12 protein-coding genes are annotated in these 12,952 nt (G+C 71.9%); 6 read left to right on the forward strand and 6 right to left on the reverse strand.

Annotated elements, in window-relative coordinates:
• Nucleotides 1-11: 11 nt before the first annotated feature.
• Genes ABD352_RS11305 through ABD352_RS11315 form a run of 3 tightly spaced genes read right to left on the reverse strand, consistent with a single transcriptional unit; the run spans nucleotide 12 to nucleotide 3,053 of the window.
• Nucleotides 12-917, reverse strand: coding sequence for a fumarylacetoacetate hydrolase family protein (locus ABD352_RS11305; protein WP_344612236.1), 906 nt, complete (start codon nucleotides 915-917; stop codon nucleotides 12-14).
• Entirely contained in the window at nucleotides 914-1,861 is a 948-nt protein-coding gene (locus ABD352_RS11310; RefSeq protein ID WP_344612237.1) for an HpcH/HpaI aldolase/citrate lyase family protein, read from the reverse strand. Before ABD352_RS11310 ends, ABD352_RS11305 begins: the two co-directional genes overlap by 4 nt.
• On the reverse strand, nucleotides 1,851-3,053 hold the full coding sequence (locus ABD352_RS11315; RefSeq protein WP_344612238.1) for a CaiB/BaiF CoA transferase family protein: 1,203 nt from the start codon (nucleotides 3,051-3,053) through the stop codon (nucleotides 1,851-1,853). Before ABD352_RS11315 ends, ABD352_RS11310 begins: the two co-directional genes overlap by 11 nt.
• A 243-nt stretch (nucleotides 3,054-3,296) precedes the next feature.
• Here ABD352_RS11315 and ABD352_RS11320 point away from each other — a divergent pair, with 243 nt between their 5' ends.
• The 5 genes from ABD352_RS11320 to ABD352_RS11340 are packed head-to-tail and all read left to right on the forward strand — an operon-like array spanning nucleotide 3,297 to nucleotide 8,645.
• Complete coding sequence (locus ABD352_RS11320) at nucleotides 3,297-4,463, forward strand: ABC transporter substrate-binding protein (RefSeq protein WP_344612239.1); 1,167 nt, start codon at nucleotides 3,297-3,299, stop codon at nucleotides 4,461-4,463.
• A gap of 40 nt (nucleotides 4,464-4,503) precedes the next feature.
• Entirely contained in the window at nucleotides 4,504-5,415 is a 912-nt protein-coding gene (locus ABD352_RS11325; RefSeq protein WP_344612240.1) for a branched-chain amino acid ABC transporter permease, read from the forward strand.
• On the forward strand, nucleotides 5,412-7,097 hold the full coding sequence (locus tag ABD352_RS11330) for a branched-chain amino acid ABC transporter ATP-binding protein/permease (RefSeq protein ID WP_344612241.1): 1,686 nt from the start codon (nucleotides 5,412-5,414) through the stop codon (nucleotides 7,095-7,097). Before ABD352_RS11325 ends, ABD352_RS11330 begins: the two co-directional genes overlap by 4 nt.
• Nucleotides 7,084-7,776: an ABC transporter ATP-binding protein gene (locus ABD352_RS11335; RefSeq protein WP_344612242.1), complete on the forward strand. Its 693-nt coding sequence runs from the start codon at nucleotides 7,084-7,086 to the stop codon at nucleotides 7,774-7,776. Before ABD352_RS11330 ends, ABD352_RS11335 begins: the two co-directional genes overlap by 14 nt.
• Nucleotides 7,773-8,645: an SDR family NAD(P)-dependent oxidoreductase gene (locus ABD352_RS11340; RefSeq protein WP_344612243.1), complete on the forward strand. Its 873-nt coding sequence runs from the start codon at nucleotides 7,773-7,775 to the stop codon at nucleotides 8,643-8,645. Before ABD352_RS11335 ends, ABD352_RS11340 begins: the two co-directional genes overlap by 4 nt.
• Nucleotides 8,646-8,672: 27 nt before the next feature.
• Here the strand turns inward: ABD352_RS11340 and ABD352_RS11345 are convergent, their stop codons facing one another.
• The 3 genes from ABD352_RS11345 to ABD352_RS11355 form a co-directional block, all read right to left on the reverse strand.
• Nucleotides 8,673-9,644 carry an alcohol dehydrogenase catalytic domain-containing protein gene (locus ABD352_RS11345; RefSeq protein ID WP_344612244.1) on the reverse strand — a complete coding sequence of 324 codons (972 nt, stop codon included), beginning with the start codon at nucleotides 9,642-9,644 and terminating at the stop codon, nucleotides 8,673-8,675.
• A gap of 60 nt (nucleotides 9,645-9,704) precedes the next feature.
• Nucleotides 9,705-9,911, reverse strand: a complete 207-nt coding sequence (locus ABD352_RS11350; protein WP_344612245.1) for a hypothetical protein — start codon at nucleotides 9,909-9,911, stop codon at nucleotides 9,705-9,707.
• Between the two features lie 66 nt (nucleotides 9,912-9,977).
• A complete protein-coding gene (locus ABD352_RS11355; protein ID WP_344612246.1) occupies nucleotides 9,978-11,486 on the reverse strand; it encodes a diguanylate cyclase domain-containing protein in 1,509 nt (502 codons plus the stop codon).
• 182 nt (nucleotides 11,487-11,668) lie between these two features.
• Here ABD352_RS11355 and ABD352_RS11360 point away from each other — a divergent pair, with 182 nt between their 5' ends.
• A complete protein-coding gene (locus ABD352_RS11360) occupies nucleotides 11,669-12,847 on the forward strand; it encodes a hypothetical protein (RefSeq protein ID WP_344612247.1) in 1,179 nt (392 codons plus the stop codon).
• The last annotated feature ends 105 nt before the right edge of the window (nucleotides 12,848-12,952 follow it).

The following is a 12,952-nucleotide window of genomic DNA, read 5'->3' on the forward strand; positions in this document are numbered from 1 at the left end:
ACCTTGTCCAGTCACTCGGTCGTACGCCGATTGGCGACGACGCGGTTGCGCAGCGTGCCCAGCGGGCCGCCGTGCAGCTCGACGACGTCGCCCGCACGCAGCCACGGGTTGTCGTCGCGGTGCCCGAGCTCGCGAAGCTCGAGCACGCAACCGGTGCCGACGGTCCCGGAGCCCAGCACGTCGCCGGGCACGAGCCGGGTATTTTCTGAGGCCCGGGCCACGATCTCGGTCCAGCCGAACGCGGCGGTGGCGATGTCCGCCCCGCCGATCCGGCGGCCGTTGACCGCCGCCTCGACGTCGCAGGACCACCGGCCCGGTGCCACCTCGGTGAGCTCGTCCTTCGTGACCACCCAAGGGCCGAGCGACGTCGCGAAGTCCTTGCCCTTGACCGGTCCCAGCCCGACCGGCATCTCCCTGACCTGCAGGTCGCGCGCGGACCAGTCGTTCATGAGCACGAAGCCGGCGATGGCGTCGAGGCACGCCGGGTCGTCCGGGTCGAGGTCAGCGACCTCCCGGCCGACGATGCAGGCCACCTCCAGCTCGAGGTCCAGCGCCCGGCAGCCCCGGGGTACCGCCACCTCGTCGTCCGGGCCGACCACCGCGGCCGGGTTCGTGAAGTAGAACGCGGGGGCGGTGTACCACGCCGGCGGCACATCACGACCGGTCCGCTGCCTGGCGTTGGCCACATGCTCCTCGAACACCATGAAGTCGCGGACCGACGGCGGGCGTCCGATCGGTGCGAGCAGGGTGACGTCGGCCAGCGGCAGTAGCTCGCCCGGACGGGCCGACCGCGGGTCCAGCAGCACCTCGGTGAGCCGGGCGATCCCGGCGCCGCCGCCCACCACGCGCACGCCGGCCTCCTCCACCGTGGCCAGTTCGACGGAGCCGTCGCGCAGGCCGACGCGGGCAAGCCTCATCGGACGTCCCCCGCCGTAGGCACGCCGGCCTCTGCGCGGGCGAGCAGCCTCTGAGCCCGCGCGTAGTCCAGCAGCAGGACGGTCCGCCCGTCCGGCATGATCAACGCCGGCCGACCGGCGGCCTGGGCCTCCTCGTAGGCGCCCACGAGCTCCCGTGCTGCGGCGAGCTCCCGTTCCGAGGGCGTCAGCAGCTCATTGATGAGCGGGACGTGCGGCGGGTAGAACGTCACCAGCGACGTGAACCCCTTGCCGCGCCCGTCCGCGATGGCGACCCGAACCGCTTCCGGGTCCTTGATGTCCGTGGCGTACACGGTGTCGGTGGACGAGACCCCGGCCGCGGCCGCCGCCAGGACGACCTGTTCCCGGGCGTGGTCGAGCACGTGGCTGATGCCGCCCCCGGCGTCGCGGAAGCCGACGCCGGCGTCGACGCTGAGGTCGCCGATACCGGTGAACAGGCCGCCGAGCCCGGGCACCCGGGCGACGGCCCGCAGGTCGAGGATCGCGCCGGCGGTCTCGACGATGGGAAAGAGGAGTGGATGCGCGCCGTGCGCGGCGAGCAGTTCCCGGACCTCGAGCAGCTCGTCGGCGCTGCGGGCCTTGGGGTAGAGCATGAGGCGCACATTCGCCTCGGCCAGGGCGATGATGTCGTCCCGGCCCCAGTCCGTGGCAAGGTTGTTGGGCCGCGCGAGTACCAGCCGGTCACCGAAGAAATCCGGGTCGGCGAGGTAACGCATCGCACGCTGCCGCGCGGCCTCCTTGGCCGCGGGGACCACGCTGTCCTCGAGGTCGATGATGAACGCGTCGGCCGGAATCGCCGGCAGCTTCGACCACTTGCGTTCGTCCAGGATCGGCGTCTCCATCACGCTGCGCACGCGGCGGAAGTCCAGCGCCGGCACGGCCGGTTCGGACGACGGTGACAGGGCGGTTGACTGCTCAGATGACACCGTTGCTCCTCAGCGTCGCGATCCGGTCCTGGCCCATGCCGAGCACCTCGGCGAAGACCTCGTCGTTGTCCTGGCCGTGGCCCGGGCCGGTGCGCCACACGTGTCCCGGGTTGACGTGCAGCTTGGGCACCACACCGGCCATGCGGACCGGGCCGAGCTCGGGATCCTCGATGGTGATGATGTCGTCCCGTTCCTTGTAGAGCTTGGAGTCGATGATGTCCGCCATGTCGAAGACCTTCTCGGCGACGACCTCGGCCTGGCGCATCGCCTCCAGTGCCTCGCCGGTGTCCCGCTGGGCCAGCCAGGCGCGCAGGTGGGCGTCCAGGTCCTCCCGTGCGTCGGGCCGCGCGCGGGGACCCATGTACTCCTCGACGTCGAGGCCGAGCAGCCGGATGACGTTCACGACCGACTTCGGCGTGCCGGAGGTGACGGTGATCCATCGCCCGTCCCGCGTCGGGTAGGTGTTGACGACGAGCCCGGGCGCTACGGCCAGCTGGTTGCCCGCGCGGCGCGGCACGACCCCGAGCTGGTCGTGGACGATGACCTGCCAGTCGACGAGCCTGAAGAGTGCTTCGAACAGGGCGATGTCGATGAGTTCGCCCTCGAATCCGGGGTCCTTGAGTTTGAAACACGCTGCGGCGATGCCGAAGGCACCCATCAGCCCGGTCACCGTGTCGGCGTGGGAGAAGCCGGTGTGCACCGGCGGTCCGTCCGGGAAGCCGGTGACGCTCACGACGCCGCTGCGCGCCTCGCCGACCTTGCCGAAGCCGGGGGCGTTCTCATCGCTGGTGCCCAGGCCGTCGCCGGTCACCGAGAGGTAGACCAGCCTCGGCTTGCGCGCGTGCAGGGTCGGCCAGTCCAGCCCCCACCGCTCCAGCGTGCGAACGCGCATGTTCGTGATGACCACGTCCGCCCAGTCCACCAGTTCCCGCGCGACCTGCTGGCCGTCAGGCCTGCGCAGGTCGAGCGTGATGGCGCGTTTGTTGCGGGCCATCACCTTCCACCACAGGAACACACCGTCCTTTTCGGGTCCGATCTCCCGGCTGGAGTCGCCGGCGTTGGGGCTCTCGACGTGGATGACATCGGCCCCCAGGTCCGCCAGCAGCGTTCCCGCCATGGGGGCCGACAGCACGTGGGCGAACTCCACGACCTTCAGCCCTGAGAGGACCCCCCTGTGTTCTCGCTGCGCCACGACATCTCCTGAAGCTCTCTAGTGGGACAGGTGTCCCGAGTTTTTCAACATTGCGCTCTGAATGTCAACGCTCGACCGCCGAGCCGACGGGGCAAATCCGGCACTCCTGCGCCGGATTGCGGGCAGCGTGCCGGGTACACGGTGCGGCGGATCGGCCGGAACAGTCTTGACACACTCGCGTAACAGTCGCAGTCTTTCACCAAATGCAGGACAGACGTCCCACTTAACGCTAGGAGTTCGCGCATGGTGTCGAGACGGTTACGCGTCTGCGTGGTCGGTGTGCTGGTCGCCGCTCTCGCCGGGTGCGGCGGCGCGGGCGACGGCGCCGACGGGGGCAAACAGGAGATCACCTTCGGCGGCCTGGTCACGACCAGCGGCGTCAACGCCTACGTGGGCGTCTCGGCGAGCAAGGCGTACACGGTCGCGGTGAACATGGTCAACGCCGACCCGGCCAGGTATCTCGGATCGGCGGACCGCTCCGTCAAGGTCGAGGCCAAGGACGCCGGCGAGACCGCGCCGACGGCCGTGGCACTGGCCCGCTCGATGGCCGCCGACTCGAAGTACGTCGGCCTTGTCGGTCCCAGCACCAGCCCGCAGGCCCTCGCCCTCGGACCGCTGGCGCAGTCGTCCAAAATCCCGCTCGTCGTCCCGGGCTCACCCGCGCCGGGCATCACCGACGCCGGTGACCGGGTCTTCCAGATGGCCGCGACCAACGACGTCCTCGCCGAACAGGTCATCCAGGCGGTGGTGCCGAAGCAGCACCTCACGAAGGTCGGCGTGATCTACAGCCCGGACAACAACGCCAACCTGGTCGCCGGCAAGAGCGCCATAAACGCCCTGGCGAAGGCGGGCGCGGCCGTCGTGGAGTTCACGATCCCCGCGACCGACCAGGACTACACCAGCGCCGTGGCCAAGATGCGCGACGCCAACTGCGACGGCGTCTTCATCGCCACCAACTCCGGCGGTGTCGCCGCGGCCATCATCCAGGCCGAACGCACCGGCTACCACCCGCAGTGGCTCGGCGGGCCGATGTTCGCCAACGACGTCGTCTTCAAGAACGCCGGCCAGTCGGCCGTCGGATCCGTCATCACCACCGACTACAACCCGAACCTGCGGACCGACCTCAACGACGCGTTCCGATCGGCGTACCAGAAGGAGGCCAACACGCCGGCGGACGTCTACGCCGCCCAGGCGTTCAGCACGGTCCTCACCCTGGCCGCGGCGATCAAGTCGATCCCTGCGTCGGAGAAGGTCACCCGCGACAAACTGACCTCCGCGCTGGCGACCGCCAAGGACGTCGAGGTCGTCGTCAGCGACGGCAAGCTGAGCATGGGCGCCGACCGCCGGACGCAGATCAACGCGGCGCTGCTGCGGCTGGACTCGGCCGGCAAGTTCACGCCGTACGAGTAACCCACAACGTCCCAACACGCCATCAACCGCTGAGGTCAGCATGTCGTTTAGCCTGATCGCCAACGCCGTCGTACTGGGGTCGGTGTACGTCGTCTTCTCGTCCGGTTTCACCCTCGTCTATGGCGCCTTCCGCATCATGAACATGGCCCACGGGGCGGTGCTCACCGTCGGCGCGTTCATGGGCATTCTCGCCGCGAACCACTTCGGCTGGCCGCTCGCGCTCGCCGCGGTGTTCGCGGCCGTCGCGGCCGGGCTGCTCAACCTGCTCATGGACGCGCTGGTCATCCAGCCCATCCTCCGCCGGACGTCGTCCCTGCACGGCTCCGGCGAGGAACTCACGCCGGTCGTGGCAACGCTCGCCGTCGTCGGCATCGCGACCGGAGTGCTGTACAACGTGGTCACCGGGGTCGGCTATGTCTTCGAGAACGCCGGCACGGTCTCCGGCACGCTGCGCGTCGGTTCGCTGCACGTGTCCGTCCTCGACGTGACGATCGTCCTCGCGGCGATCGTCGTGTCGGTGGGCATCAACCTCTACATCAACCGCTCCGCGGCCGGGGTGCGGGTGCGCGCCGTCGCCGAGGACCGGTACATGGCCGCGGCTCTCGGTGTGCGGCCCAACGTCACCAGCGCCGGCGTGTTCTTCATCTCCGGCGCGCTGGCGGGCCTCACCGGCATGGCCACCGGCCTGCTGTACAACAACGTCAGCCCCGCGATGGGCGAACCGCTGCTGCTGTTCGGCTTCATCATCGTCACCGTCGGCGGCATCGGCAGCCTGACCGGCACCATCATCGCGTCCTTCATCGTGGCGTTCGTCCGGGTCTTCGCGGCCAACCACTTCTCCGTGCCCGTCGTCACGATGATGCTCTTCGGAATCCTCCTGCTCACGCTGCTCATCCGCCCGTCGGGCATCATGGGCGCGCGGGTCCTCGGCGGCGGAGTGTCCCGCACATGATCGACTTTGGCATCCTCATCAGTCCCGCGTTCCTCATCTCTGCCCTGATCACCGCGCTGGGCGGCTACAGCCAGTACGTCGTGCAGCGCGCGGGCTTCTTCTCCACCGCACCCGCGGCCTTCATCGCCATCGGCGCCTACAGCTCGACCTACGCCATCATGACCTGGCACCTCCCGGTCGTCGTGGCGGTGCTCGGCGCGGCGCTGCTCACCGCCGTCACCGGCGCGCTGCTCGGCATGCTCGTCGGCCGGCTTCGCGGCGCCTACGTCGCCATCGCCACGCTGTCCGTGGTCCTCGTCGTCCAGCAGATCGCCATGGTGTGGACACCGGTCACCGGCGGGGCCCTCGGCATCACCAACATCCCGGTCTGGGCCACCCTGCCGGTCCTGGTCGGCCTGACCGCGGCCGTGCTGGTCGCCGTGACGGTCTACGAGGTCTCCCGGCCCGGCCGCCAGCAGGCCGCCATGCGCATGGACGAGGTCGCCGCCGCTTCCACCGGCGTCAACGTCGCCCGCGGCGGAGTCATCGCCAGCGCATTCAGCGGCGCCATCGGCGGGGTCGCCGGCGCCGCGCTCGCCGGCAACCAGTTCGCCATCGAACCGACCGGATTCGGCTTCGGCCTCGTCGTGTCCCTGCTGTGCGCGGTCGTGGTGGGCGGCTACCGCTCACCACTGGGACCGGTCCTCGGCTCGCTGGTCGTCGTCGGCCTGCCACTGCTGCTGTCCAGCTACGCGCTCGTCGCGGGTACCGTCGTGGGGCTGCTCACCGTCCTCATCCTCCTGTTCTTCCCGCGCGGGCTGGCCGGCGTCATCCCGCTGACCGCCGAGTCGGTCGCCGGCGCCGCCAGGGCATTGCTGCGCCGCGGCGACGGCACCGCCGGCGAGCCCGGGGAGGGACCGTCGCTGCTGGCCCGCCGCACCGGCGACCTGTCGGCCGTGTCGATAGCCCGGGCGTACGGCAGCGTCCGGGCCGTCCAGGACGTGTCCCTCCACATCCGCCCCGGGCAGGTCGTCGGCCTCATCGGGCCGAACGGCGCGGGCAAGACCTCGGTCATCAACCTCCTCGCCGGGGTCAGCGCCCTCGACGCGGGCGACCTGAAGCTCGGCGGCCGCGACATCGCCCGGCTCCCCTCGTACCGCCTCGCCAGGGCCGGGGTGACCCGCACGTTCCAGGCGTGCCGGCTGTTCCCGGAGATGACCGTCCGGCAGAACGTCATGATGGGCGCCATCTCCGCCCGCGACCGCCACCAACGGCGCCGGCTGCCGGACGAGGCCGCGACCACCGTCGCGCTGCGCACCGTGGGCTACCAGGGCTCGGTGCACCGCCGCGCCGACGAACTGTCGTACGCCGACCAACGCCGGGTCGAGATCGCCCGCGCGCTGGCCGCCGAGCCAACCTTCGTGCTGCTCGACGAGCCGGCGGCCGGCATGACCGCGCCCGAGGCCGACGACCTCGGCGCGGTGCTGCGGGCCATCTCCGCTCTCGGCATCGGCGTGCTGGTCATCGACCACAACGTCAACTGGGTCTTCTCGATCTGCGAGCACGTCAGCGTCCAGCACCTCGGCCGGCTCATCGCGGCCGGCCCGCCGGACACCGTGCGCCGCGACAAGGTCGTCATCGACGCATACACCGGCACGTCCGGGAGCGAAGACCTTGAGGAGGACGCCCGTGCTCGTCGTTGAGGAACTCTCAGTCGTGTACGGCGGCATCCAAGCCGTGCGTGGCGCATCGCTGACCGCGAAACCAGGCGAGATCACCTCGATCATCGGCCGCAACGGCTCGGGGAAGTCGTCGCTGGTGAGTGGCATCGCCGGCCTGGTGGGGGCCACGGCCACCAGCGTGCGCCTCGACGACGTCGAACTGAGCCGCACGCCCGCGTGGAGCCGGGCCCGCAACGGGATCTCCCTGGTGCCCGAGGACCGCCGGGTGTTCTCCTCGCTCACGGTGCTGGAGAACCTGCAGATGGCCGCCACCGGCAGCAAATCGCAGCAGGCGGCCAGCCTCGACATGGTCTTCGACATCTTCCCGGCCATGCGCGAGTTCCCGGCCCGGCACGGCAACCAGATCTCCGGCGGCCAGCAGCAGATGGTGGCGATCGCCCGGGCACTGATGCGCCGGCCACGGATCCTCATCCTCGACGAACCAAGCCTCGGACTGGCTCCGCTGGTCGTCGAGGAGGTGTTCCGGGCCATCCGCCGCATCTCCGAGGCGGGCCAGGGTGTGCTGCTCATCGAGCAGAACGCCCCCGCCGCATTGGCCATCTCGGCCAACGCCTACGCGATGTCCCTCGGCGAACTGCGGCCGCTGGGCCAGTCGGCCCGCACCCTCACCGAGAACGAGTTGATGGAGTTGTACCTGTGACGCCACTCGAGCCATTGCTGCGCCGGCGGCCGGGCCTGATCGAACGGGTACGCGGCCGCCTTCAGGGCACCGTGGCCGTGGTCACCGGCGCCGGTTCACACCCGAGCGAGGTCGTCGGCGTGGGCCAGGCGATCAGCGCGGTACTGGCCGCCGCCGGCGCCCGGGTCGTCGTCGTCGACCTCGACGAGCAGGCGGCCCGGCACACCGCCGACGCCATCACGGGACTCGACCCTGCACTCACCGCGTACGCGGCCATCGGCGACGTGCGCCGCCGGGCGGACTGCGAGGCGGTGATCGCCGCGGCGGTCGAACGGTTCGGCGCGATCGACGTCCTCGTCAACAATGCCGCCATCATCGGCCCCGGCGCGGCGCTGGCCGACGACGACGAGGGGTTCCTGCAGACCCTGGACGTGAACCTGATGGGAGCCGTCCGGATGTCGCGGGCCGCGGCCGGGCACATGCGCCGCGGTTCGGCCATCGTGCACATCAGTTCGCTGGGATCGCTCCGCAGCTTCGGCAACCTGGCCTACGAGGCGTCCAAGGGCGCGATCAACACCCTCGTCTCCTCCATGTCGATCCAGCTCGGCGCGGCGGGGATCCGGGTCAACGGCGTGTGCCCCGGCCAGATGTGGACGCCGATGGCGGTACGCAACCTGCGACTCAAGGGCTACAGCGACGATGCGATCGCGGCCCACCGCAGCCAGCGCCGCGACGGCCTGCCGCTGCGCATGGAGGGCACCGGCTGGGACATCGCCACGGCGACGCTGTTCCTGGCCGGCCCGGAATCGTGCTGGATCACCGGGCAGACCCTCGTCGTCGACGGCGGGCAGAGCGGCGTGGTCGGCTACCTCCCGCCGGACGGCGGCTGACCGTCCGGCATGGACGGTGCCGGGCCGCTACCGCCCGGCACCGTCCGGCCCGAAGCACAGCACGACCCGGCCGCGCAGCCCGCCCCGCTCGACGAGCGCATGGGCCGCGCCGGCCTCCTCCGGACGAAGGCAGGCGGCAACCCGGGGCGTGAGCTCCCCGGCAGCGGCCAGCCCGGCCAATTCGGCCAGCGCCGCGGTGTGCTCGATCTGCTCGGTCACCGACACATACCGGTGCCTGACGGTCCGATCGCCGGCGAAGACATCGGTGTTGCGCAGGGAGACGATCGTGCCTCCGTCCCGGACGGCCGGGCGCACTTCTACCCCGAGCCGCGCCGCGTCCACGACACCGTCGACACCGCGCGGCAGCGCCGCCCGCAGTTCCCGGACCATGCCGGCACCGCGCGCCACGATCCCGCTCGCCCCGAGCGACCGAAGGAGCTCGCGATCCTCGTCCTTGGCGTCGGCGTACACCATCAGGCCACCGCGGCGGGCCAACTGGATGGCGTAGCCCCCCACGGCCCCGGCGCCGCCGGTGACCAGGACGGTGGCGCCCGGGCCGAGGTCGAGCGCCTCGACGGCCATCCGGGCGGTGAGCCCGTTCATCGGCAGCGTGGCGGCCGGCGCCGCGGCAAGGGCCGGCGGGATGGGTGCGAGCGAGGCGACGGGGACCGCCACGTACTCCGCCTGGGCACCGCCGCCCGGCCGGCGCGGGTTGACGATCCCCATGACCCGGTCGCCGGGCCGCAGGGCCGGCTCGTCCGCGGCGCTCTCCCCCACCGCGTACACCACGCCGGAGAACTCCATTCCGGGCACGAACGGCGGAGGCAGGCCGACCATGCGGTCGGCTTGCGCACCGGCCCGGAACAACGTGTCCGTGGGATTCACGGTGGCCGCGACCACCCGGATCACCGCCTGTTCCGCGCTCGGCCGCGGTATCGGCAAGTCGACCACGCCGAGCACCTCCGGTCCCCCGAAGCGACTGAACCCGACCGCGCGCATCGCGAGCACCTGCCTCCACCAGACGAGTATTGCGGGACATCTGTCCCAAGATATTACGCGTTACATGGCGGAGCGCACCGGCGTCATCATCGCGACCTGCACCACAGCGGATCCAAGGGTCAGGAAACCTCCAGGTAGTCGACGTTGGGTCTCGGTCCACAGTGGATCCTCGACGCCCAGGACCGCCGAGGCCGGCGGGGCGGCGACCAGCGCCACCAGGCCGGCGCCGGCCGCGACCAGCAGGGCTACCGGGACGGACAGGCGCATGATGCCCTCCAAGGTGGGGCCGTCCAACCAGTCAGATAGTTACGACTACTAACAGATCGACGTCCGTCAAGCACCAACCTCTTCCGCCGCCCGTTGTCCGAGCCGGCCCGGTCGTCGCTTGCGGCGGTACATCTCGGCGTCGGCGCGGCGCAGCAGCGCGTCCGCGTCGGCCGGGGTACCGGTGGCGACACCGACGCTGGCGCCGACCCGCACCACCGCGCCGGCCAGGTCGTACGGCCGGGTGAGGGCGGCGGCGACCGAGGCCGCCCGGCGGTGCGCCGCGTCGGCGCCGAGCCCCGGCAGGAGCATCGCGAACTCGTCGCCGCCGAGGCGGGCGACCAGGTCGTCCGGCCCGATGGCCGCGTCCAGCCGGCGGGCCACCTGGACGAGCAGCTCGTCGCCGGCGTGATGGCCGCGGACGTCGTTGACCTGCTTGAAGCCGTCGAGGTCGAGCACGAGGACGCTCAGCTCGGCGGCGGTGTCCATCGCGGCCAGACGCTCGGCCAGCAGCACGCGGTTGGCCAGGCCGGTCAGCGCGTCGTGGGTCGCCTGGTGGCGCAGCTCGTCGTGCAGCCGCTGCAGCTCGAGCATGCTGCGGTCGAGGTCGGTGAGCAGCCGGTCATTGTCGTGGAAGGCGACCAGCTGGCGGGTGAGCACCACGGCGGTGATCACCAGGATGCCGATCGCCACGCCCCACATGCGCGCGTCCGCGCCGGTGCCCCGCTGGGCGACGACCCCCAGCAGCTCGGTGGCGACGACGGCGACGTACGGCATGACGCTGAACCGGCGCCGCTCGGCCCCGCCGCGCTCGGCCGGGCCGCGCTGCTGGACCTCCTGCACGCGCAGGCTCGCCACGGTGAGGATGCACGGCAGCAGCGACGCGATCGCCTCGATCCGCGGGTCGGCGACGCCCGTGAGCATGAAGCTGACCGAGGTGCCGACCGCCGTGCCGCCGACCCCGACGCAGCCGGCGACCCCCGCCAGCCGGGTGAAGGGAGCGGTACCGCTGAGCATGAGCTTCAGCACGCCCAGCACGATGACGAGCATGACCACCGCGCCCGCGGACCCCGCCAAGCGGTCCGCCAGGCGCGGATTGTCCAGTTCGGCGCCGATCGAGAAGTACCACAGGAACACGGCGACACCGGCGAGCACGGTGCCCGCGTCGAGCCAGAGCCGCACCCGCTGCCGGCCGCCGCGGCCGAGCGGATGGCGCAGCATCACCACGGCCATCACGGTCATCGCGCACACGACGCACAACGACTGCACGATGCTCACCGCGGCGGCGGGGTCGGCCACCACGAGCGCGGTCTGCGTCCCGTCGCCGATCGCGCACACCAGTCCGGCGGCCGCCATCGCCCGCCAGAACCGGCGGTTGTGCCGTTCCACGCCGCCGTGCGCCTCCAGCCGGCGGGCGAACACCACGATCGACACGTCGAGCGCGGCCTGTATCGCCCAGGAGGAAGCGGCGCCGCCCGGCCCGGCCAGGAACCACACCGGCACGGCCAGGGCCAGCCCGGCCATGCCGAGCAGCACCGGGTCGCGGAGGAGTCCGCCGGCTGAGGACCGTTGCGCCATGGCAGCTCAGTCGGCCACGGGCGGGGCCACCTGAGCGCGGCGCGCGGACAGCTACGGCCGGCCGCGGTACTGCAGCCGAACCGCAACCGGATCGCCGGGCCGCGGCGGCGCTTTGGTGTCCCTGGCTATCCTGCGCAAGCAGGGCAGCCGCATCGTCATCCGGCTGCGGGACGGGTAGCACGATGCGGTGGAAACACGACGAATGGGCGCAGCGCTGGAACGCCGAGCGCCTGATCGTCAGCGTCGAGGAGGTCCTGCGCTGCTGGGACCAGGACCCCGCGCGGGCAGCCGGAAGCCTCGGCGGCCTGCTGCGCGTGGCCACCCCGCGCGCCGTCGTCGTCCTGGAGGGCGCGTACCGCGGCCGTCGCCGCTCGCTCGCGCCGTTGCTCGGAGCCGACGCCGGCACGCTGACCGAGGACTACGGCCGGCACTCCGACGCGGTCGCGGCGCTGATGACCTTCGACCGGTCCGGGTACCTGCGTGAGGCCGGTGTCCGGTGGCTGGCCACCAGCGGCGAGCTGTTCACCCTGCCGTTCCTGCTGCTGCGCCTCAACGACCCGGTCGACCCCGTCCGTCAGCAGGCCGCCGCCGCGGTGCACGCCCGGCTCACGGTTGGCCACGGCGACCTGCTCGTGCGGCTCCTCCCGCTGATCGAGGGCCTCGGCGCGCGCCGCCGCGCCGGCCCGATCGTGCGCGCCATCGGCGAGCTGCTCATCGACGGTGACCCGGCCGGCCGAGCCGCCCTGTGGGCCGGCGCCCGCGGCGATGACCCCGCGGTCGCCGCGAGCTGCCTGCGCATGCTCGCCACCATCGAGCCGGCCGCGGCCGTCGAGCAGGCCGTCGCCACCGGCGACCCGGCCCTGCGGCTCTGGGCCACCGGGGTGGCCACCGCACGCAGCCTCGACCCGGCCGTCCAGCGCCGGCTGCTGCCGCTGCTCGAATCCGACCCCAACCCCCGTATCCGGTGGAAGGCGCTACGGGCCCGCACCCACCACCCCGGCGGCGAACCGCACCTCCGCCGCGCCCTGCTCGACCCGGACGCACGGGTGCGCTACCTGGCCCGCACCGGCCTGCGCGCCCTCGGCCACACCGGCTCCGCCGCGCTCTACCGCACGACGCTCGCCGGCGCCGACGCGACCCGAGACGCCATCATCGGTGCGCTCGCCGGCCTGGCCGACATGGGCACCCGCGAGGATGCCACCCGGCTCGTCGCCTTCCTCGGCCATCCGAACGTGCGAATCCGCGGCGAGGCGTGGCGCGCCCTCGCCACCCTCGACCCGGACACCTTCGCCGCACGTGCCGGCCAGCTTCGCGCCGACCCCAGCGGCAAGGTCCGCCGCCACCTTCTCGCCGGACGGTGAGTGGGCGCTGCAGATGTCGTCGAAGGGCGGGAAGCCAGCAAGGTCGGCGACCCGGTCACCTGCCTGCTCGTCGCGCACCTCTCGGCGCACGCACGCCGCGACGGC

Origin of the sequence: Dactylosporangium salmoneum (assembly GCF_039532525.1) — a bacterium.
Taxonomy (GTDB): Bacteria; Actinomycetota; Actinomycetes; order Mycobacteriales; family Micromonosporaceae; genus Dactylosporangium; species Dactylosporangium salmoneum.